Source organism: Rhodococcus sp. WB9 (assembly GCF_007558985.1).
Taxonomy (GTDB): Bacteria; Actinomycetota; Actinomycetes; order Mycobacteriales; family Mycobacteriaceae; genus Rhodococcus_F; species Rhodococcus_F opacus.
The window spans coordinates 5703744-5725867 of the sequence record NZ_CP041769.1; the positions used below are offsets into that span (position 1 = coordinate 5703744).

Below are 22124 nucleotides of genomic sequence, written 5' to 3' on the forward strand. Positions count from 1 at the left end.
CTTGCTCCATGAAGCATGGACGACTGAACCGCCAATGGCTACTTGTCGCCGCTGTCTACCATATCCGTTTCGGTCGCAGCGCCGTCGTCATTGCCGTCGTTCTCGGACTTCTGTCTGGACTCGTCCAGAGATTCTGCCGGCCCGACCCACTTCGCGAAGCTGGAAACACCCGCGGCTATCTGCCTACGACTTGCGTTCGCAATGCCCGCCACCTGAAGGCGCGCCGCGACCAATGCCTCCCTGACACTCGCGTGATCGCCACCCAGCCAATCGTCAACCTGGAGGGTGCGCGCATCGATGAAGCCGTCGACAATGCGTGCCAGCGGCTCTCGGTACTTTGTCAGCGTACGACCGGCCATAGGACGATGGACCTCGGTTACTCGGAGAACCGCATGGGCATCAAGCGCACGGCGGAGTGACGACGCAAGGTCGCGATCTGCGTCCAGGTGTTCACGTAATGTCATCCTCGCGCTGTCCAAGGTCTGTGCCAGGAAATCAGGTTCAGACACCCGGACACGTTCGAGCCTCAGCTTCTGCCACAGGTATAGCGACTGCTGCGAAACAAGAAGCAGCCGTAGCGTTTCGCCCAGCATTCCTTTGTTGACTGCCTTCTTGAGCTGATCGGCACGCTTGTCGGCGGAATCTTGGACGTGAAGCTCTGATAGCAGCTGAACGGCATGATGCCGAAGTCGTTCAATCCCGACCTCTAGATCTGCGCCGAGCGCCGCGATGCTCGACCAGTCCGTATCAGTCATGGTCGCGCCGCTATCGATCTCGTTCACCCGCCTCTTCAGCAGGCGAAGGTGGCCATATACGTCACCGAGACGTTGCGCGGAGGCCAGCCGAAGAATGTCATCGACCTTGTCTTCGATCACGTCGAGTCTGGCGTCGATCCGATCAGCCATCTGTGCGAGTGCCATTTCAAGTGCGGCCAGCCCGAGCAGAATCTGACCGGTCCCGGGCACGAGGGCGGCAGGGGCGACCTGCGGGTTTGCTAGGATCTTCCCGGTCGACGCGCTCCGCGTCATCCGGTGGAATGTGACTACGGTTCCAGATGCGGGTTTGGCCGCTTGCTCCCAGAGTTCTATGCCTGACACATATCGCGCTACTGGACGAGTCGTGCCTAGCAGCTTCGACGTCATCTTTGTGACTGCGTCTAATTGGCGTTTGGCTGGCTCGGATACCAAACCCAGTCCGTGGGCACGATCCCAGTCCGCAGTGAACACTTCCATCGCGGCGCCGTCACCAACTACGACAGCACCGAACTCGTCAGGTATGACCACAAGCTGCGTGTCGTCCAGCTCAGTCGATCCCAACGCTTCCTCCGACGCGTGGCAAGCATCGTCTGCCATCTTCGGCACCGCACCCTTCTTCAAATAACGTACATACCCGCCTCGCATCCGCGCGGTGCAAGGTTCTTCCGTGTCTCACTGATTTCTAGCAAAGGATGCCATACACCCTGGTCATTCAGTCCTCCTTGTGTCTGAAGAAATCACCACCCGCGACTAGACCTGCACCTGAAGTCGATTGAGCAGTCACCACTGACCACGTGCAGGGTTGTCGGGTAGTAGCGACGTAACTAGCCGGCACATGTGCCGCACCTCCCCCACCGTGGGCGCGAGCTCGTACGCGTGATGGTGGCAGGCATTACTCAGGCCGTTCCAGGCAACACTCGCGGCGTCGGCTATATCTGGTTCGTCGAGAACCCGCAGCACAATGAGCCGGGACGCCATCGACGCGCGACCGACATCGGACACGACTTCCACGCACCGCGCTTCGACGAGCTCTTCCAGCGCCTGCCGAGCGAGAAACGCCGCGAGCCGAGAGGCGTGAACTCGGCCTCGTGAGTCCGGTCCGTCCAAGAGCATCTCAGCCTGGAAAAGAAGCGTCGCAGCTTGCGTACTCACTTCGCGGACTCCAACAGATCGTTCACCGTCTTCTCGAGGTCCCTTGTGTGATCTCGATTCAACACACCGGCACCCTGATGCGCTCCACGACCGCAGATCGACATCGTGTTCGTCCGATGAACTCGCTGCGCTCGCCACCCTGAAACGTTGGCCGTTCGGTCATCATGGATTGCGAGGGCGATCTTTTGCTGTGTTGTCTTCGACTCCAACCACTTTGCTTCGATGACTTCGCGTTCGTCTCCCGCCATGTGGCGCCGGCCGTAGTAGACCTGTCTAGCAGCAGCTTCCACCGCCATGCGGAACAGGCCGGGAGCCACGCGGCCCTTGACATCATCGGGCAGCTTCTCATCACTTACGAGAGCGAAAGCGTCCTTGACGTAACGCTTCGCGGGGTTGAGCGCCTCCGATACCTGCACAACAGACGAAGACGCGCGCGTAACCTCGACGACACGCACATCTACGCCGAGCTGTCGAACCGCGGAAGCCAGGCGATCGTCATGCGAGAAAACGATCACCTGCCGAGTCTCGGCAATGCGCGACATAACCCGCACGAAGCCGTCGACCTTCGCCGGGTCCATTGCCTGAATTGGATCATCGAGAACGACAAACCGGAATGGACTGTTAGGCATAGTTGCCCGCGGAAGGAAGAGAGCCAGTGCAAGTGCGTGCAGCTCCCCCTGACTCATAACTGCCAGCGCCCCCACGGGCTCGCCATCCACCTGAGCCTCGAGGTTGACGCGACGACTGGTGTTGACGCCCTCGAGTGTGATCGGGCCGAGGTCGACGTTGCTCTCGTGCCGGAGCTCCGACCAGATTTCTCGCGCTTGCACTGCGATGGGCTCCAGGCGCTGGTTACGCAGGTTCCTCGCGTTCGTCGTCACCCACTTCTTCGCTGTCTCCAGTCTCTTGGCGATTGGGTCTTCGACTTGCGCCTTTCGCTCGGCGGTTACCCATTCCACGATTCGTTCTGCGATCGGGGACCACCTGTCTTCCCTCGCCGCGACCTCGGCTGCGGCCTCCTCACGCAGCGCTTTCGCTGACTCCGTCACAGCGAGGTACATGCTTTCCAGATGGTTTGCCAGTGCGAGATCACCGTCGGGTGAATCAAGCCACGACTTCACCGCACGCTGGTAGGGCTCCAAGGCGTCGAGGACCACACCGTCCACCTCGGAAGCCTGGGCTACGCCGCTGACGAGATTTGCCGCATCCTGACGCGCCGCCGTGAGTGCAACTTTTCGGCGGCGCAAGTCCTGGAGGCGATCGCGGTCATCTGACATGTCTGCCTCAGCACGTTGTCGCCAATCGCTATCGAGGTCACCCGCACCGCACACGGGGCACTTCATGTCACCGTGTTCGCGATGGAGCGTCAGGGCAGTGTCGAGAAGCTCGCTCCGCTGGGTCGCGATTGAAATCGCCTCGCTCGCAGCATCAGCCGCACCCGAAACGGCTTCGCGGAGTTGTCGGACCGCCCGTTCGACGGCCTCGGCGATCGGCTCGCGGAGATCAGCCAAGGAGTGGAGGCTCCGAAGTGGCTCGGATTCGGTGTGACCACCGCCCGTCGCGGTCTGTGCCGCCTCGTCGACACGCTTTCCCTTGACACTGGCTAGCGCCTTCGACGCGCGGTCGTCGGAGGATGCTTCCAGTAGAAGCATCAGACTCTTGCCCAAAGTGTTTGCCGAGGTGCGAGCCTCCTTCCGGGGCTTGAGCTCAGCGGCTAGTCTCTTCTCGGCGTCCGCGATCTGCTCGAGGCCCAGCAGCTTGGCGAGCGCGTCGTGAAGTACAGACGGCCCTTCCTCCAGGAGTCCACCCAGCTCGTCGTAAGACAGGATCGGCCGGTGCAGGTCGACTGCCGATCCCCAGCCCAAAGACTCTGTGCCATTGACTCGCTTCTGCCCAGCGGTTTGCACCCAGGACTTGGGTGCATCGAGATCCGCATCGTCGGCCCAGTCGATGCCGATCGTTGTGGGTTGATCGCGCTCAACAGCCAGCCGTATCCGGATCTCGCACGGGGATGCATGGTGGATGTTTCGCCAACCCGACCTCCACTGTTTCGACGGCTTGTTCCACCGGTAGCTCGTACCGGTCACGGCATACTCGAGGGCCTCGGAGAAGCTGGACTTGCCTGAGCCGTTGCGGCCACTGACGATTGTCAGGCCCGGTGCCGGATGCAGAGCGAGTTCGGTCTTCGGACCGATACCTCGAAATCCCGTCACAGTGATCGAGTCCAAAAAAGCACCGATCGGGTCGGGCGTCGACTTCGATTCGACACGCGCGCGAGCGTTGGCAGCCGCGGTCTCGGAATCGAGAGCGTCGCTCAGAGAGTCCTCCCCCTCCAAGGCTGCCAAGACTATGAGACCGACTTCCTCCGACAGTTGGTCGTCCGCGTCCGCCAACTCCAAAACGAGGTCAACGAGCGACTGCTCGGACTCGGGTACGTCGTTCGTCACCGAACCGTCCTTCCTGCCTTAACTCCAATGAGCTGGATCCGTGCCGGCGTCGAGCCGGGAGTCTTGCCGATCACGATGCGACGAATATCTGAGTTCGATGCCAGTCGAGGTACACCACGTCAGGGCGAACTGCCACATCGGGAAGTATCAGTTTGTCCGCCAGTGGCGGTTTGCCGAGTGCCGCGCGCAGCGGAGCCTCGATCGTCATGTCACTCTCGATTCCTGGCGAGTAGTGCACGTTGAGATCGGAATCCACTGTGATCAGCCCCGTGTCGAACGCGACGTCGTGGGTGGGGCACGCGGTGAATCCGTTCCTGTTGTCGAGGCGTTCCTTGCCCGTGCTGTCACGCCACGGCTTGATGTGGCTGGCAGTGAGCATCCGCGGACGCCGCTCTCCCGCGATGATGCCGCTCAATCCACAGAACACGCACCGATGCTGATGGTTGGCGAGTACGCCCTGGGCAAAGCGGTGCTGGCCGATGCGGACTGTCGCGGTCAGCAGCCGCTGCGTCAATTCCAGAGGAACGTCGTCCTGTTCGCGCGCTCTCTTCTCCAGAATTCCTTCCAACGACTTCTCGATCTCGCTCTCTACCAGCTCTTCCTGCCCCACCAACCACAGTGCGCCGCCGTCTTCGAGGTCGAGAAAGTCCGGCAATTGCTGACGATCGATCCCCTGCCGCCTCGCTGACCGCAGAATGCGCAGATAGACGTCCTGCATCATCGTGCTGTCCGACAGAAGGTGCGTCGAGACTTCCATCTCGTGACGACCACCGTGGCTACGACTCCCGTCCAAGTTCGCCATCTTGGCCAGGAAGCTCGACGGCGGTCGCTTGAACAACCTGGAAAGGTGCTGCACGGGATATTCGGCCCTGTGCGCGCTCGTACTTCCGTACTTGTGGTGGTCGACCAACAGCGATGCGCACAGCGACAACACCACTTCGCACGGGACGAACTTCACCTGGCGAGTGCCGGCAGGAACGACCTTGCGAGCAAGTACGGATTTCCATTGCTCGTCCAACGATGAATCGGCCGGATCGATGAACTCGGATATAGGACTCGGCGCCAACGTGTCTCCTCACAACACTTCAGTAACCGTGGTTTTGGACAGGTCCGTGAACTACACGCGAACCGGAATCCCGTCGTCGACGTAGATGTCGCCGTCCGGCCCGATGCTGACATCGTCGATCACCCGGTCCAGCTGCGCCTTGATCGTCGGTGGAGTGGCAGCGAGATCAACACTCATGAACCGGATCACGTGCCCATGCACGACCATCGCCTCGTTCAGGTCACCTTCAATCGCGGGATACAGCAGGACGCCAGTCGTGTGACGCGCGAGCGGATCTTCCTCCGACTGCGCTCGCACATACGCATACAGCTGGTAGATATGACCGGTCTTGAATCGCTCGACCCCGTATCGCCCCTTCTCCACGCTGCTCGTGAACTTTGTCTCTACGATGACTCGACGCTGCTGGAGCGGGTTCTCGAGGACCGTGTCGGTCTCCATCCGAGGGAGGTGGGTGCCTATCCGCGCAGTCGCAGCTTCGATCGGCCACTGTCGGATTCTCCTCGGCTGCACCGACCAGGGCGCCTTCAGCGTTGCGGAGTAGAAGCCACGAATTGCCTTCTCATACAGGTCACGCAGGCCGTCACCGCGCCCCGGACGAGCAAACGTCTCCGACCCCGTCGTCTCCGTCGGAATCTGGAGATCGAACATTAGTCGCGCCGCGGACATCATTCGCCGATCATCCGTGTCGTTCCGACCCAGAGACTCCCGCGACATCTCTCCTGCACCAGGACGAACACCCTGCACACCCAGGGATCTCATCGTCGAAGCCAGCGTTCGGCACCGATTCTGCACGTCTGAGCTACGCGTGCGTCGTACTGCTGTCTCCAGCGCTGCTCTCACGTACCTGTTGCGTCGCGTGTCGACCGTGAGGTCGTCGAACCTGCATGCAACCAGCCCCTGACGAAGCAGTTGACGGGACTCCGTCTCCAACAGGTCGATACGCCCCCTTACGCGAGACAGGTTGGCGCGCCGCTCACGAAAGCCACGTGTCAGATTCCTATGCAGGCGACGCTCGACCTCGGTGGCGAGAAGTTCGGCGACCAGGTCCGGTATGTCGTCCGCCTGATCCTCGATTCCGGCGCGCTCCAACTCCTCGTCCTGATACAGCTTCGACGCGTACAACATCAACAACCAGATGTTTCGGACCGGGATGCGGGTGGAACCGCTCAGCACGTACCCATGCTGACCATCCTCGCTGGCGATGTCCATTACAGATCCTCGATGAGCGCCGCCCGTGCCGCCGCCGCAGTCTCAGGCGAGTCGAACCAGTACTCGTCCAGGAGTGGACCTATCTCGCTCTCCACGACCTGGCGGTACCACTGATGAGCATTCGGCCGAACGGCCGCCGGATGGGGTGTCACGTAGCTGTGGCCAACTCGATACTGCTTGCCCAGCCCACGATCATCAGCGATTTGTTCGTTGAGCACGCCCATCCGTTGCTCGATCTTCGTGACGAAACCACTGTCCAATCCTGCCATCTCCGTCACCCACCGCCGCCACGACGCGTTGAACGCGGGCTCCAGTTCGAAGAAGGCGAATCTACGTCGTAGTGCGATGTCCACGATGGCAAGCGAACGGTCCGCGACGTTCATCGTCCCGATGACGTAGACGTTCGACGGGATGTGCACCGGTCGTTCGCCATCGTGATGGTAACTGAGGTGAAGCGCCTCGTCAGGAGTGCGCTTGTCGGCCTCGAGCAAAGTCAGCATCTCGCCGAAGATCTGCGCCAGGTTCCCGCGATTGATTTCCTCGATCACGAGGACGTGGTCAACCGACGGCGCCGACATCGCTGCGCGAATCGTCTCGAGGAAGGGTCCGTCCACCAATGTAAGCCGGCCGTCTCCGCTCGGACGCCAACCTCGGACGAAGTCTTCGTAGGACATGTTGGGATGAAACTGCATCGTACGCAGGGTGGTCCGGCTCTTGCTGCCAATCAGCGTGTACGCGAGCCGCTTGGCGAGCCACGTCTTTCCGGTACCCGGCGGACCCTGCAGGATGACGTTCTTCTTCGTACGGAGCTTCTCCAACATTTCATCGAGCCGCTCCCGCGTAAGAAAACACCCTTCCTCGAGAATCGAGTCGACCGTGTACGACGTCTCGATCGGAGTAGCAGTCTGGTCGCCAGATACTGGATCCGTCTCTTCGTCAGCGGTCAGCGCCGCGAGGGTGACTTCAGGGAAGCTGTGTACCGAGCTGGCATCGGTATCGAGTATCTCGATGAGATCGTCACCCAGTCGGAAGTAATCCTCGCAGGTGAATCCTGCGGAAATGTTGTATCTGTCGAGGTCCATCCCAAGTACGTTCCGCAAGTATGACTGCGTCTTCAGGTCGAGGCTGATGCAGTCCCACGGGCGCACCCAGTGGAGGACCTTCCCCAACTGTGCTGCGCCAACGGGAAGCTCCCGCGCAGAGTCGAAAGCCTCGACAAACGACTTGGTCAACCATTCGGCGTCGTCCTCAGTGGCCGAATCATCGGTAATCGCCAGTACCGCGGCGAACAGGTTCCACAGGGTGTCGATGTCGTCCGGGCCTCGCGTGTCAGCGAAGCGAAACAACCACGAGCTCTGGTTGTTGAACTGCGGAACACCCACGAACGAGGTCGGCACCGGCACCGTGACTCCGAGGAGCGCTGCGACCTCTGCCGCGATGAGGCGCCGATTCTCTTCCGTGGTTCCACGATTGAACAGGCCCATGACCGTGAACGGGCAGATGTCGGTCAGCGGACCTGTCGTGCCATCCGCGAAGCGATCCTGGAGGTTCATCGCCACATTGATTCGATCGTCGATTTCGTGCAAGCCCGCCACGAGCTTCGCACGGTTGTCGCGATAGGCGACGAGCGCATCCGCCGCGGCTTCGTAGAACTCCACGCGGCGGGGCCACTCCTCCGGCTCCTCAACCAGCTCGTCACCAAACCGGTCCCGCCAGAAGTCGGAGTTCCGGAAACGGTCGATATCCTGCGAACTTCCGTTGAAGGCGAAGTCGATCAGTGCATCCTTGAACGGCTCTCCGGGTTCCACCTTCCAAATCGTCTCGCGATTCGTGTAGAAGTACCATTCACGCTTCGGGTCGATCTCGGTCCACTCGACACCGACGCGCCGACCGTCACCATGATTGACGGTTACTACGCCGATCGCCTTGATCGCCATGACCGACACCGACTCGCCCCGGTTGTCGAACGGAAGATCGTTCTTTCGGACATAGGATGACTTGATCGCGATCCGCTCACCAGGCCGAATCGACCGAACCTTCTCCAAATGCTTGTCCGTGTACCCGTTCTCCCAGATCCCCTGCGCGAGGAACCTCGGGAGCTGATCCACACTTCCGCCGTAACTGGCGCCGACAAACCAGCACACTTCCGATTCACGCGGCGTATCGGTATTGATCATGCGAATTCCTGCCATTGACTCGTCTGAACCTGTCATGTCTCTTATGGTCACTACACCCACACCCCCCGCTGCGCGAGGATCCATCGCACAGGGTCGAGGCACCGGAAGGGTGAGATCCCGCTGTCGTGGAGGCGATCTCCGACGGGCGATTCGCCCAGTGCGGAGACGGCGAAGAACCTGCTCGGCAGGGCGTTGCCGGTGGCCGGCTGGTCTACCGACATCACCATCGACCGCGCCTCGAGCTTGTCGAGGAGGCTGCGGACCTCTTCGTGCAGCAGTTGTCCGTCTACCTCGTGGTACGGCGCGCGCTGGAGGCTCGGGTCGCGCAGGAAGGCCGCGCCCCGCTGCGACATGATCTCGCTCCAGTCGCTGCCCTCCACACGCTCGAGTGCTTGCAGCGCATCGAACTTCGATAGCACCACGGCCAGATTCGGGGTCCCGGCGCCGATGATCGACAGCACCGTCCGCAACACCGACCGCGGGTCGCCACCCACCCGCTCCTGCGCCGGCACAAGGTCGTGCAGCTGCTGCCGCACCGATTCGACCTTCAGCGGATCGAACATGAACACCACGCCGTCGGCCTGCGCGAAGAACTGCATATGCGTCGCACTCACGTTGCCCGGGTTCTCGAGGTCCTCCCCTGCCACATCCCGGATGACGAGGTACTGCCGGGTGTCGTCCCGTAGGCCGGGTCCGAGGCTGAAGATCAGCGGCTCACGCTGATACGGGTTACCCGTGTGCGACGCCGGGGTCGACTCGAGAATGCCCCGCTCCTCGAACAGCGGCCGCTCGTAGTGCTCACGGAAGTTCACCTCGGTCTCACCGGTGGCGGGTTCGATCACCCGGTTCAGCCGCTCCCCCAGCAGCTGCAGGGTCTTCACCAAAGCCGCGATGTAGACCGTCTTTCCGGTGGCCCGGGCGCCGGCCATCGCGATGCACGCCGCCCGGCCGTCACGCCAGCCGACGGGCAGCCGGTAGTGGCACTGCGGGCACACCTCCACAACGGGACCGTCGGCCTTCCCCGTCGCGTAGTCGTCTTCGGGGGCCCAGTCGTCGGCGGCGTCGGCCGGGCGCTGGAGTTCGATGATCTTCCCGGACCGCACGGGGCTGCCGTGGTACTTGGTGGCGACGTCGTCGGCCTCGACGTCCGTCGGGGCGACGGCAGTCCATGCATACCGGTCACCGGTCAGGGTCGTGAAACACCGGGGGCACTTCGTCATCGTCGTACGCCTTCCGAAAACAAGCTCGCCGACACATCGGCCAGAAGCGAGGTCACCATTGCAGAGAGATTCGAGAGCTCGGGCTGCGAGCCGGACACGACGGTCGACGGCACCGCGGTGACGCCGGGTCCGCCCTCGGCGGTATCGCCGACGAGAACGAGGTGACGGATCACCGTGTCGGTGCATTCGCTCGACCAGTCGGCGGGAACGGCATCGGTCACCATGAAAGCCAGGGTGCGGGTGTCGCGCTCACTCCGGTCGACGGCAGCCGAACAGAAGCCCATCCCGAGAGCGGCCGAGTCGAGTTCGGCCTGAACCTGATTCGCGACGTCCCGCAGTTCGGTGACGGGCAGGGTGGTCACGGCATGGCCGATCAGCCGGACCACCAGCTCTTCCCGGGTACCCACCACGGCCGCGACGCCGGCGAGCACGTCGATCACCGTGCGGACGCTACCGTCGTCGATTCGCGCCAGCATCGACATGGTGGTGTCGACGTCGACCTCCACGTCGAAGCGGCGCGGTTCGGGCAGCCGGTCGAGCGCGAGGGCACTCCGCGCGGCCGACCGGGCCCGGGATCCCACGTCGGTCAGCGTCACGTCGACGGCGGTGCGGCGGGCGGTGATCGCGACCCTCGGCCCCGCGGGAGCGATCGTCGCCAACTCCACCTGGTGCAGCCCCGACACGTCGACGGGGGTCAGCTCGGCGCGCTCGGAATCGAGGTCACGACTGCTGTCGACGCCGATCGTCACCTGCAGCACCGTCCCGTCCGGGAACGCGGCGCCCTCGCCGTCCGGCCGGGCCACGACGACGATCTCCGAGTCGACCCGCGGCAGGATCAGCAACCCGACCCGCGGATACAGCGCCGGTTCGGCCGGCCTGCCGTCGGGCAGCGTGGCACGCACCGCGACGGCCGTCGTCACCGCGGCCACGGTGACCGCGAGCGGCCGGTTGGGCAGTTCGACGCGGCCCGCCCCGTTCAGCACATATCCCGACATCAGTTCGATCCCTTTCCCCTGCATGCGGTGCGCATGCGTCCTGTCGTCCCGCTCATCGCCGGCCCGACCGATCGTGAGCGAGCAGCACGAACCCTGATTCGACATCTTCGAGCCACGTCGACGCGAACCGCGCATACGCGTCCCCGGCCCGGAATCGGTCGCCGACGTCGTGCCGCTCCCGCATCTCGGCCCGCAGCGAGGCAGACACCTCGAACGTGCCGACGGGACCGCGGTAGTCACCGTCACCCATGACGATCGACGCGACCTGCTCGAGCAGCGACCGCCGCGCCTGCGCCGGCCCCACCTGGAGTCGGCACAGCAGGTCGTCGCGGCTGAGCACTGATTCGATTTGCGGTGCGGCCGGCGAGCTGAGGACCGCCGACCGGATCACCCAGTGCTCGTTCAGGGCACCGCTTCGCACCAGATCGACCAGGGCGGTGATCGCGAAGTCCGAGTCCTGATCCACCGCGCGCGCCAGAGCGTCGAGGTGTTCGGCGGGCATGGTGGGCATGTAGGTGCCGTTGTGCGGCGGGAAGAACTGGAACCCCGCGACCGCGACCACGGCCAGTCGCACGAGCAGATCCGGCGGAAGCTGTGCGGGGCAGGCATCGCCGTAGTCCTCGAGCACCGGCCAGCCGTGCCGTTCGAGTGCACGCCGGAGCCGCGGATCGTCGATCCGGTCCCACTGATCCTGCGCCCGGATGAGCGCCCACGACACCGCCAGCTGGTCGACCGGGTGCGCGGCGCCGGACACCGAGACGGCTCCGGCCCGGTTCGCGTCGATGTGCTTGACGAGCATCTCCACCTCCGGTCCCCACGGCGCGAGCAGGAGAACGGGCAACAGCAAGCGGGGTGCGACGTGGTCGGGGAAGGCGCCGACGAGTTCGCACCACTGCGCAACCGAACTGGGGTAGGTGTCGACCAGCGCATCGACGTCGCTCGCCGCCCAGCCGCCCACACTCGCTTCGTAGAGCGCCCGCCAGAGGGCCAGCGGCGCATAGCTTTCCCATGCCCGCCTGTGGTCGTCGGTGCCGCTCTTCACCACCGAGAACACCGCGTCGGCGACGATGGCACACAGCGGTTCCGCGCTGCGGGACGGTGCGGCGATCAGTTCGCCGGACGTCGGTACCCGAACCTCGTCGACGAGCCAGCGCAACACGTCGGGTGCGAGTCGGGCGCCGAGCGGGCGGCCGGCGAAATCGGGGTGACCGGCGACGGCCGACTGCAGCAGGAGACACGTGTCGGTTCCGACGGCACCGAGCCCGGTGACCAAGGCGGGGCCCGCCTCACGATCACACAGGACCGGGACGACGACGCGGTCGAGCAACGAGGCGGCGAGGTCGTGCCCGGAATCGCCGACGAGGTGTGCGTGCAGGAGCAGATCGAGCGTCTTCACCGCATTGTGCGCGGCGGCAGCGGAGTCGGTTCCCTGACTCTGCACGAGCGTCGAGAGGACCTTCTCGGCTTCCCGTTCGAGATCCTCCGAATGCGGCCACGTCTCGAACAGGGCGAACTCTGCCGGACCGGAATCGCGGATCCACTCGCGGTCGGCGAGGGCCCGATACGTGAGAACTCGGCCGGCCACGTCCCACACCACCGGTGCGGGTCCGCCGCCGTGCTGCCAGTCCGCGACCACCTGCCACGCCTCGCCCATGTTTCCGGGCAGGTGTTCGTCCACCACGTGCGCGACGACTGCCAGCTCGTCGGGGAACGCGGACAGCGTGTCCGGCGACTGCTCGAGCACCACGGCCGTGGCCTCGGGCAGGGCGTCGTGCAGCGCGGGATTCGCGATCACGGCCATGGCGAGCGGCCAGGCGCCGGCGAGGTCGCGGTCCCCCACCGCGGCGGCCAGGGCGTCCTGATGGTCGAGTGCGCGTCGGGCGCTGTCGGGATCGACGAGCACGGTCTGCGCGAGCACCGACCACGCCGTGACCGGCACGAGCTGCCCCGTCGCGGTCCGGTGCGGTTCGCCGCCCCACTCGCCGACATCGGGGGTGTCGGTCTCGCCGAGCACGACACAGCCGGCGATACCGTCCACGGCGTCGCCGGGCGGCACACATGCCAGATGCACTCCCCGCGACAAGGTGTCGACGACGGTCGAACTCCGATCCGCGGTCGACCACCCGAACTTCTGCGCGGCACCGGGCGACATGAAGTGCGAGACCGCACCGATCCACCGGGCCGCGTTCTCCGAGTCGGCGCAGACCAGCACGACGCCCGGGCCGCCGTGCATCGCCTGATCCACCGCGTCGAGGAGGACACCGAGCACACCGACGCGCCACGTTCCGGGATCGAGCAGGAAATCGAGAATGGCTGCGCGATCGATCATTCCGCCGGGTGCGGGCGCACGGTCGGGGAGTTCGGCGGCCGCGACGGCGTCCGCGCCGAACGGTGCCAGCCAGTCGGGCGAACACCACCGTTCGATGGGACGGACGGCGTCGCCAGGCTCCCGGTCGACGACGACGTGCGCGAAGACGTTGCCGGGCCGTCCCGACGCGTCGGCACCCGCGGGCGCCGTGTGCCAGTAGCAGCCGCCGGTCTCCGTCGGCGCGTAGACCAGGCGCCGCGGTCGCGCCGCGATGTCGGCCGGGGTGGGGAACTGCGGGAGGGCCTGCACGGAGTCGAACCGGGTCGCGACACCGGCGCGCATGAACTCCTGCTCGGCAGCGCTGACGCCGTCGCTGACGTCCTTGACCTGCCAGCCGCCGCCCGCCCGGCCCCGATCGGGAGCGTCGAACGACGTGTAGGTGAGTTGACCGAACCGCGGCGGTTCGGGTGTCTGCTGCGGTGCGCTCATTCCACCGGTCCGGGCGGAAGGTCGAGCAGGCGAAGCTGATCGACCGGCGGATCGATCAGCGCGAGAGTCCGGTTGGTCTCCGGCCGCACATCGGCGAAGACGCGCAGGAATCCCACCTTGCCGGTCACGTCCGCGGTCCAGGGCTGCCCGAATTCCTTGCGCAGACCGCGCGGGTGGAAGCTCCGGGCACCGGCCGTGGTCTGGCCCTCGCCGCGGACCTCGAGGGGTTCGCCGTCGCGGGCGCTGAGCGGGAGCCGCCCGGCGTTGAACACGACGACGAACGGCGGTGCCGTCGGCAGTTCCAGTTCGGACGCGAGCCGGATGACGGCGGTGGCGGCGTTACCGGTCGGTGCGCGCTTCGTCTCCAGCCGGTACTCGATGCGTAGCAGACCCGGGTACTCCACGGTGGCCGGGATCCCGACGATCCGTTCGCCCGCCGTGTACGCGACGGGGACGACGTGGACGGAACATCCCCGCGGAGGCAGCGGTTCGGGCAGATGCAGTCCGCCGTCCCGGTCGTAGGTCGAGCGGGAGATCTCGGCCATCGGCCGCTGCTCGGTCGCGTGCTCGGCGGAGATCTCGGGTGCACTGAGATAGACGGATACCGACGCCGCACCCTCCGGCCACGGGAAGGTGAGCACCTGCTCGGAGCAGCGTTCGACGATCCGGACGTCCCGCAGCGGCGGCAGCGGACGCGTCGCGATGAACGTGCGGCCCACCTGAACCTGCCCGTCGAGGGCCGTCACCGGGGTGAAGTACGCGCGCACCCAGCCCCGCGGCCACGACACATCCGTCATCCGGTGGGTGCCGTTCTCGCCCTCGACGGCCGGGTGCACCAACCGCGCGGAGCCGGGGAGTCCACCCGACAACTCGAGGGCGTCCGCGGCCAGCACGGCCCCGTCGAGACCGGCCCGCGGCGCCGACTCCGTGCGATACAGCACCACAGCGCCGATGCCGGGTGGGGTCCATTGCAGATCGAACCGCAGGTTGTCGCTGTCGCCGTGGGTGGTGACGTGCAGATCCTCGACCTCTTCGAGCACCGCCGACACCGCGATCTCGGCCTGCGCGACCGCGGACAGCCGGGTGTGCCCGTCCACCTCCACCTCGCAGATCGCGCGGTACAGGTAGCGCTGCCCGCGGCGGGCGTCGCGATCGACGAACCCGCCGAGATTGGCCTGGTCGGCGAGGATGCGGTGCCGCTGGTCGTTGTCGACGCGCACGCTGCCGTCCAGCGGAATGCGCAACACCCGCACGGTGCTGACGGTGGGCCACGCACTCCACTGGCCGATGACGGCGCCCTCGTCCTCCATCACGACGACATCGGTGACCGGGCTGAGGATCTGGCCTTCCGCGATCAGCACGGGCTGACGGCGGACGGCGTCCCGCTCGTCTCGCCCGACGTGGCACCAGACCTGCAGGTGCCGCACCGCGGCCGCCGGAGGCTCGGTGTCGACGAGCAGCGTGCCGCGGGTGACACCGACGAGCCGTCCCGCCTCCGGCTTGTAGGCGCGATGGTTCTCGCCGGACACGACCCGGTAGAGCACCGTCTGACCCGACTGCGCCAGCAGAGGCTCCCATTCGAGCAGGTGCCCGCCGGTGGGTTCGGTGCTGATGGTCACCGGGCCGACGGGGTGATCCGAGTCGGCGTGCAGGAATTCGCAGAAGTCCTCGGTGCGCAACGACACAAGGTGCTCGCTGCCCGGCGCGGGTGCGGCCACCGGCGGCGCTGGAGCGGCGGGTGCGGTGGGTTCGGACGCGCGGCCGGTGGTCGCCGTCGGAGTGGCCGACAGCACGGCGACGACGTCGTCGACGAACATCTTCGCCTGCCGGGGCAGCATCGGCTCGATCTCCTCGGCGGTGCGCCGGTTCGATCGGACGATTTGCTGCAGATGGGTGTCCTTGACCACGCCGGGACGCAGCCGGCCATCGTCGATCAGCCGCTGCCGCCACTGCTGCAGCGCGGTCAGTGCGCCCTCGGACACTGCGGGTGAGGCAACCTCGGTCACGGTTCCACTCGCTTTCAGAAGTTGAGGCCGTCGACGACCGGGACGACGAACGGGGTTCGCGCGACGCTGTCGTGGCTGGTCGAAGTCTGCCGGGCCGGGCGCAACTCGAATTCGGGAATGTGCTGCATCTCCACCACTTCGGTGCGACGCCCGTGGGCCGAACGCAGGTCCTCGTCCGACAGTCCGTCGGTGTATTGGGTCGTGACGGCCAGCAGTCCGCAGCCGACGCGCACGCGGGTCACCGTCTCACCCGACACCGCGGACAGGCCCTTGGTCGACGCCGTGTCACTGAAGATCGTCCGGTCGAAGAACGCGACCCCCTCCGACTCCGTGCCGATCCCGGCGACGAACTCGTCGACCCCCACCCGCCGCGGCACTCCCCCGTCGAAGTACTCGACGGTCTCGAGCAGTCCGTTGGCGAGTTCTTCTCGGGTTCCGGTCAATTCGGCGAGGGCCCGCTGCCACAGCACGGCGGCACCGGTCGCGCGGATCTTGCCCTGATCGAAGCGCAGCGACCACTCGTCGAGCGCAGAACCGGAACCGGCACCGGGCTTCGCGGCCAGCAGTCCCGGGTCGCGGTCGATGTCGTGACCCGCGGAGCCGAGCGCGGCGCCCGCCGAACCCAGCACGGTGTCCCAGGGATCGGTCAGCCAGCCGACCGTGAACAGGTCGCGGCGCAGCGCCTCGGCCACCCGTTCCACCTGCGCGGAGCCGGGTGTCCCGGATGCGACCGCGGTGTGCCGGGGCAACCCCCACCCGACGACACGCGCCGTCGTCCGGCTCTGTTCACTGGCACCGAGCGGCTCGGCGAGAAACGCGCCCAGGGCGCGGCTCCACGACAGGAACTGGCGGTAGGCCCCGGTGAGGTGCTCGATCTCCCGAAGCGCGACACGCAGATTGGCCCGATCTGCGGCATCGGCCCGCGCGGCCGCGTCCCGCTCGACCAGCAGCCGTTCGAGGAATTGCTGGGTGCGCTGACACACGATGGCCACCACCGCGGCCCACGCCAGCACGCACACGGCTATCGCCGGGCCACCCCACCACCACGAGATGATCTGACGCCACGCGAACACTCCGGCGGCAACGGCGAGCAGGAGGAAGAGCACGGTCGCGATGCGGACGCGACGGAACATGTGCGCCTGCTGCTCGGCACACGCCTCCGCAAGATCCTGACGCTGCTCCGACTTGTCGAGCCGCTCGAGCAGCACCCGGGACTCGTTGACGGTGGCGTCGAGGCGGCTCGTCAGGATCGACCCGAACGACACCGCGAAACTGCGCTGCTTCCGGCTCCACCACGCGGCCAGGGCGGAGCTCGTCCGCCGGGCGTCGAGACCGATCGTCGGGTCCTGCTCCAACTCCCGCAGCCGGTCCCGGGTCTCCGTGACCCCGAGAATGTCTGCCGGTTCGACGGCGTGCAGGCTCAGCGTCGCCGACACCATGCCCGGGATGTCCGTGAACCGATCCCCCGGGCCGGGAATGACATCCGCCGCGGTCCGCAGGATGGCCCGATGCGCGCCCACCTGCACCGGCGGGAGGCCCGCGGAACGCTCACTGGCGTCCGACAGTGTGAGGGCGGCGCGGGCGTAGTCGCGCCACAGCGCCGACAGGTCCGGAGTCACCGGCTGCGGGGTGGCACCGGCCGCATCGAGCATCGCGCCGATCTGCTTGGATGCCGCCTCGTAGTCGGTCCACGCGACCTTGTGTCCGTCCGCGTCGACACCGCCCACGACCACCCGATAGGCACCCCGCGTCGAGGATCCGAACAGCGTGGTCTGCGTTGCCGACGCCACCGACGCCGACGCCCGGTTGGCCACCCGCGCGACCCACTGGGCCGGCGCGTTCCGCAGCACCGCGAACAGGAACGAGAAGAACATCCGCAGGGCCTGCACGAACCGGATGGTGCGCGGCTCGACCGCGCCCGGTGCGTCCGCGCGTTCACCGCTGAGCAGCGCACTGTGCTTGCGCCACAACGCCCGAGCCATCGTCGAGGTCGCCGACGCGACGTCGTCGGCATACAGCACGTTGGTGCCGGCGTCGTGCGGCAGCGGCATCAGCCCGCCGAAATCGAGCAACTCCGAGCGGAGGTCGTGCTCGGCTCGGGCGGTGTCCAGGCGCCGGTAATAGGACCGGACCACGCGCAGCGCGTTGCCCGGGAGCACGGGTTCGTCGTCGAACGGGGCGTGCTGCGCGTCGTTCCACAGTCCGGTCACACCCGCGATCACCGGGGCGGCGTGGCGCCCGACGGAGAGGGGATCCACTGTCGGCGCGAGAGATTCGTGCCCCATGCCCGGTCCACGCGAGTCCTCGGGCGCGATGAGCAGGTTGTGCCAGCCGGCGAGCGTCGTCGCGCCCCCGTCCTCGGCCCCGGGGCGGCGCAACAGCAGTCGCAGTCGGCTGGACCGCGCTCCCCCGGAGTTGGACGTGAGCAGCTCGGAGACGAACCGCACCGACTCCGGATCGACCTGGGTGGCGCCGGCAACCAGAACGCAGATCCGTACCCGGTCGATGCGCCGCGAGGCCAGCACGTCCTGCAGGACCACCGCCGTGTCGGTACCCGCGTCGGTTTCCCGCGCGCGCAACCGGGTGCTGTCGGCGAGCACCGCGGTGTCGTCGATCCACAGGAACGGCGACACCAGTCCGGCGGCGGACAGATCTCGGAGCACGTCCCGCACACCCTGCGCCGGACCGTCCGCGGCGAGGAACACCGTCAACACGCTCATGTCAGAACTGACCGGCGTCGGGGAGGACGAGGGCGTGCGCCATCGCGGTCGGCGCCGCGGCGTGCACCGGAGCGTGGTTCGGCTGCTCCGGTCGCTCCGCACGCGCCTTGCACTCCTCGATCAGGGCGATCAGTTCGCCCGTCGCCCAATACACGTCCGGTGCGATGTCGCGGAAAATCGGCGTCTGCGAGGCGTGTTCGCGCAACCCGACCACCGACAGTGCGCCACCTCCGGGTGCCCCGTCCTGACCGGGCTCCATGTAGTGCTCGCCGACGAGTTCGCGGATCTTGGACAGCCACGCGACGGCATTGCCGGCGCGCTCGGCCACGGAAACGTCCGGTCCGGTGTTCTCCACCTGCGACTGCCATCCCGTGACGGGCACACCCGTGCGCAGCCAGGCGGTCAGCCGCGCCTTCGCGGGCACCTCGTGGATGCCGCTGACCGGGTCTTCCGCAGACGAGTCGTAGACCGCCCGCAGCGCCCGGTAGGGCAGCATCGAGTGCATGACCGGCGGCTCGTGAGACTGCGCCATCGCCAGCAACACCGATTCGAGCACCGCAGGCAGCCAGTCGTTGCTGACCGTGAACCGCGACGGCGGGGTGAGCAGCGGGTTCGGGAAGTCCACCCAGTCACCGATGCCGGCGTCCCACACCCGGACCGGTTCGTCGTACGGGGCCGCGGGCAACCGAACCTGTCCGATTGCCAACCCGAGGAACCAGCCGGCGGTCATCGCGCGCCGTTCGTCGCGGTGCATCGGCAGCGAGGCGGCCAGCGGACGCGACCGGCGCCACCGCCAGAACGACTCCTGCTGCGCCGGGGTCGAATCCGCCCACTGCTTGGCGGCGGGCCCGAGCACGGAGTCGTACGCCAGCGGGGAGTAGTTGGGGTACGAGCCGAAGATGTCGATGCGGGTGAGCCGGTCCTCGTCGGACAGCAGTCGCGCGAATTCCCCCTCCGTCTCGTGATCGATCATCGGGTCCTTCTGCAGCACCTGCGACAGCGTGTCCGCCACCGGCAGGTTGAGGAACGGCACCGACGTGAACTTGTAGCGGTACTCCACCTGCTGTCCCGGGTGCAGCGCCTCGAGCGCCTGCTGGTTGACACTGGCCAGCGGCCGGGCCAGCGAGAGTGCCTCGGTGAACTTGCGCTGCAGTCGTTCCCGCCGCTCCTCGATCGCATACGCGGGCACGGTGTGGTCCTCGATGTACTCGCGGAGCGACACCCGGCAGAACCGGTCGAACGATTCGCCGGTGCGTCCGACGAACTTCCGCGCCCGATCGAGCAACTCGACGGGACGGACGTGCACGTCGTAACGCGCCGACGACGGCACCAGCGCCTCACGCGTGTTCGGGTCGATCGGGAACGCCCGCGACCGCCAGGCCGCCGTGCGATCGACGAGGGAATGGTCCTCCCCCGGCGCCCGGGTGCCGTCGACCGTCGTCCACAGTCCCGTCACGACGCTCGCGACCGCCTGCTCGACCGCCGCCGCGAACGGCGGCGTCCCGGTCTCGGAGGCCGTGACGGCAAGCGGCAGATCTCCCCGGTACTGGTCCATGAAGTCCGCCGACGGGGTGAGCATCACCTCGTTGTTGGCTTCCGCGAACCGCTTCGGCACCCGATCGGCCTTGTCGGCGGGCCACGCGCCGTACTGGTCCGTCGCCAGCCGGGCGAGCCCGACATCGCTGGCGGGCTTGTTGCGGGCGCGGCGCAGCGCGGTCTGCTCCTCGTTCAACGCGTCCAGGAGTGGCTGCAGGACCTCCGGCACCAGAGCGGCAATCACCTCGGCGACCTTGCCGGACAGCGACGCATACAGCTGGCGGTACACGTTGTCGCGGCAGTCGGCGACGATCCGATCGAGGATCTCCGCGTCACTCTCGATGCTGCCCTTGAGGTTGGTGAGCACCTGCGACGCGTCGGCGGTCTGTGCCGTGATGTCCTCGGGCGCCCGGCGAGACAGGTCCTCGGCACCAGTCCGCACCGAGTCCTTGCAGTACGTGAGCAGACGGCTGACCAGCGCGGTGGCATACGGGAGACCCAGCTGGGCGATCGACCTGCCGACCGTCCCCTCGATCCGGTCCACCAGACCCTTGTGCCACACGTACGCGTGCGCGACCGCATGCTGCTCGGCCGAACTCGTCAGCGCCTGACGACGGCGTCCCAGCGCCTGCCGGATCTCCGGAACCCACTGTCCCGCCACCAGACCAGAACCCGACGGGAGATGCCCGCGCAGTTCGAGTTCCACCGTCTGGCCGGCCATACGGTTGGCATCCGTGGACGGCAGCACCACGGACGTGAGCCAGGCGCCCACCCCCATCTGCGCACCCCGCGCATCGGCGTGCGCGATCGGGAGTCCCATCGCCGCGAGCAGGCTGTTCCACTGACCGTCGAGAATCGAGTTGACCTGATCCTCGTCGGACACCGGGCTACCGGGTGAACGGTGACCGTCCAGCAGGCGGTCGACGGAACTGCGAGCCAGCCGCTGCGCGGAGTACTCGGCGTAACGGTCGCGGCCCATGCTCAGGCTGGAGAAACCGTAGGTTCCCCACGGCAGGTTGTCCCACTGACCGCCCCACCCGATGTTCTCCCGCTGGCCCGGCAATCCCGCACCGTTCGTGAGGTCGTACTGCACGAACTGACGAGTCGCCGCGCCGCTCATCATCATCCCGGCGAGGCCGCGGGCCAGGCCGCGGTAGATCGCCTTCTGCGAGCCGTCACCGAACGGTGCGCCCTCCACACCGACCTTGCGGCCCACCGGGAACACGCGCGCGAACGGAACCTTCTCGCCCGCCCCGTGCTGCTGCCCGAGTGCGCGCAGGATCTCCACGTCGTGCTCACGCGCCGAACCGAGCTGGCTGGCGACGATCTCACCGAGCATCGCCAGCGCGTTGGCCCGGACACCGGTGGTCGCGCTCTTGCCGAGACCGTCGAAGATGTCCGGGGCCACCATGAACACGCCCATCAGACGCGGGTCGAGCCCCGGGATCAGCGTGAGCAGACGGCACACGTCGAGGGCCATGGACGCGCCGGCGCCGCCTGCCATCGACGACACGACGAGCACGATCGGCGACTCACCCTGCTCGAAGGAACCGCCGCCGGGCACGTTCAGCGAAGACATCTGGCTGGCCGTCTCGACCGTCGACAGCTGATCCCACGCCCGCTGCAGGGTGTCGCGGATTCCGCCGGCCTTGCTCAGAGTGATCATGCGGCCGAGTGAGCGGTACTGGCCCGCACCCGATCCGATGGGCACCGTCACCGACGACGGGTCACGAGGTGCCCACGTGGCGATCTCGTCGAGGCTCTGCTTCGCGGTGAGCTGGTTGGTCAGCGCATTGTCCAGCACCGCGTACGAATCACCCTGAGGGCCGCTGCCGAAGTAGAAACCGCCCTGATCGCGGACGTTGTCGAGGCCGTCCGGTCCCGCCTCGGGCGCCGTCGGCACGTCGATACTGATGAACTGCCACCCACCGGGGATCCGGTCGATGCCCGCCGCAGCGAGATCCGAGCGAAGCTGATCCATCATGTACGCGAGGGTGACAGCGCCGGAACCACCGCAACCGACTACGAGAAACCGCCTCATTAC

At 66.5% G+C, this 22124-nt stretch carries 12 protein-coding genes; 1 reads left to right on the plus strand and 11 read right to left on the minus strand.

The genetic code is table 11. The features are described 5' to 3' along the window. Positions 1–38 precede the first annotated feature (38 nt). Positions 39–1352 carry a hypothetical protein gene (locus FND50_RS26660; RefSeq protein WP_260851064.1) on the minus strand — a complete coding sequence of 438 codons (1314 nt, stop codon included), beginning with the start codon at positions 1350–1352 and terminating at the stop codon, positions 39–41. A 279-nt stretch (positions 1353–1631) separates the two neighbouring features. On the opposite strand from FND50_RS26660, the gene FND50_RS36350 reads away from it, so the two are divergent. Further along, a complete protein-coding gene (locus FND50_RS36350; RefSeq protein WP_186301157.1) occupies positions 1632–1847 on the plus strand; it encodes a hypothetical protein in 216 nt (71 codons plus the stop codon). A gap of 56 nt (positions 1848–1903) precedes the next feature. Here FND50_RS36350 and FND50_RS26670 read toward each other — a convergent pair whose 3' ends face one another. The 10 genes from FND50_RS26670 to FND50_RS26715 all read right to left on the minus strand — a co-directional run bounded on the left by FND50_RS26670 (position 1904) and on the right by FND50_RS26715 (position 22121). Next, positions 1904–4354: an AAA family ATPase gene (locus tag FND50_RS26670; RefSeq protein WP_144287687.1), complete on the minus strand. Its 2451-nt coding sequence runs from the start codon at positions 4352–4354 to the stop codon at positions 1904–1906. 70 nt (positions 4355–4424) lie between these two features. Then, the gene (locus tag FND50_RS26675) at positions 4425–5420 is read right to left on the minus strand and encodes an HNH endonuclease (RefSeq protein WP_260850724.1); all 996 of its coding nucleotides are present in this window, start codon (positions 5418–5420) and stop codon (positions 4425–4427) included. A gap of 51 nt (positions 5421–5471) precedes the next feature. Further along, on the minus strand, positions 5472–6629 hold the full coding sequence (gene mcrC / locus FND50_RS26680) for a 5-methylcytosine-specific restriction endonuclease system specificity protein McrC (protein WP_144287688.1): 1158 nt from the start codon (positions 6627–6629) through the stop codon (positions 5472–5474). Continuing rightward, positions 6629–8806: an McrB family protein gene (locus FND50_RS26685; protein ID WP_144287689.1), complete on the minus strand. Its 2178-nt coding sequence runs from the start codon at positions 8804–8806 to the stop codon at positions 6629–6631. The genes mcrC and FND50_RS26685 overlap by 1 nt, the downstream gene beginning before the upstream one ends. Before the next feature lie 50 nt (positions 8807–8856). Beyond that, on the minus strand, positions 8857–10026 hold the full coding sequence (locus FND50_RS26690) for a TRAFAC clade GTPase domain-containing protein (protein ID WP_144287690.1): 1170 nt from the start codon (positions 10024–10026) through the stop codon (positions 8857–8859). Then, the gene (locus tag FND50_RS26695) at positions 10023–11045 is read right to left on the minus strand and encodes a hypothetical protein (protein ID WP_144287691.1); all 1023 of its coding nucleotides are present in this window, start codon (positions 11043–11045) and stop codon (positions 10023–10025) included. Before FND50_RS26695 ends, FND50_RS26690 begins: the two co-directional genes overlap by 4 nt. Positions 11046–11073: 28 nt before the next feature. Further along, positions 11074–13818 (minus strand): hypothetical protein, encoded by a 2745-nt coding sequence (locus FND50_RS26700; RefSeq protein WP_144287692.1) that lies wholly within the window; start codon positions 13816–13818, stop codon positions 11074–11076. Continuing rightward, a complete protein-coding gene (locus FND50_RS26705; RefSeq protein WP_260850726.1) occupies positions 13815–15824 on the minus strand; it encodes a hypothetical protein in 2010 nt (669 codons plus the stop codon). The genes FND50_RS26700 and FND50_RS26705 overlap by 4 nt, the downstream gene beginning before the upstream one ends. A 14-nt stretch (positions 15825–15838) precedes the next feature. Then, positions 15839–18544, minus strand: coding sequence for a magnesium transporter (locus tag FND50_RS26710; RefSeq protein ID WP_144287693.1), 2706 nt, complete (start codon positions 18542–18544; stop codon positions 15839–15841). 1 nt (position 18545) lies between these two features. Further along, positions 18546–22121 carry a tubulin-like doman-containing protein gene (locus FND50_RS26715; protein ID WP_144287694.1) on the minus strand — a complete coding sequence of 1192 codons (3576 nt, stop codon included), beginning with the start codon at positions 22119–22121 and terminating at the stop codon, positions 18546–18548. Between the last annotated feature and the right edge of the window lie 3 nt (positions 22122–22124).

What these genes read in the sequence shown, in the direction of transcription:
- FND50_RS26660 (WP_260851064.1), bottom strand. Translation starts at nt 1,352, where the DNA reads ATGGCAGACGATGCTTGCCACGCGTCGGAGGAAGCGTTGGGATCGACT.
- mcrC (WP_144287688.1), bottom strand. Translation starts at nt 6,629, where the DNA reads ATGGACATCGCCAGCGAGGATGGTCAGCATGGGTACGTGCTGAGCGGT.
- FND50_RS26685 (WP_144287689.1), bottom strand. Translation starts at nt 8,806, where the DNA reads ATGATCAATACCGATACGCCGCGTGAATCGGAAGTGTGCTGGTTTGTC.
- FND50_RS26690 (WP_144287690.1), bottom strand. Translation starts at nt 10,026, where the DNA reads ATGACGAAGTGCCCCCGGTGTTTCACGACCCTGACCGGTGACCGGTAT.
- FND50_RS26695 (WP_144287691.1), bottom strand. Translation starts at nt 11,045, where the DNA reads ATGCAGGGGAAAGGGATCGAACTGATGTCGGGATATGTGCTGAACGGG.
- FND50_RS26700 (WP_144287692.1), bottom strand. Translation starts at nt 13,818, where the DNA reads ATGAGCGCACCGCAGCAGACACCCGAACCGCCGCGGTTCGGTCAACTC.
- FND50_RS26710 (WP_144287693.1), bottom strand. Translation starts at nt 18,544, where the DNA reads ATGAGCGTGTTGACGGTGTTCCTCGCCGCGGACGGTCCGGCGCAGGGT.
- FND50_RS26715 (WP_144287694.1), bottom strand. Translation starts at nt 22,121, where the DNA reads ATGAGGCGGTTTCTCGTAGTCGGTTGCGGTGGTTCCGGCGCTGTCACC.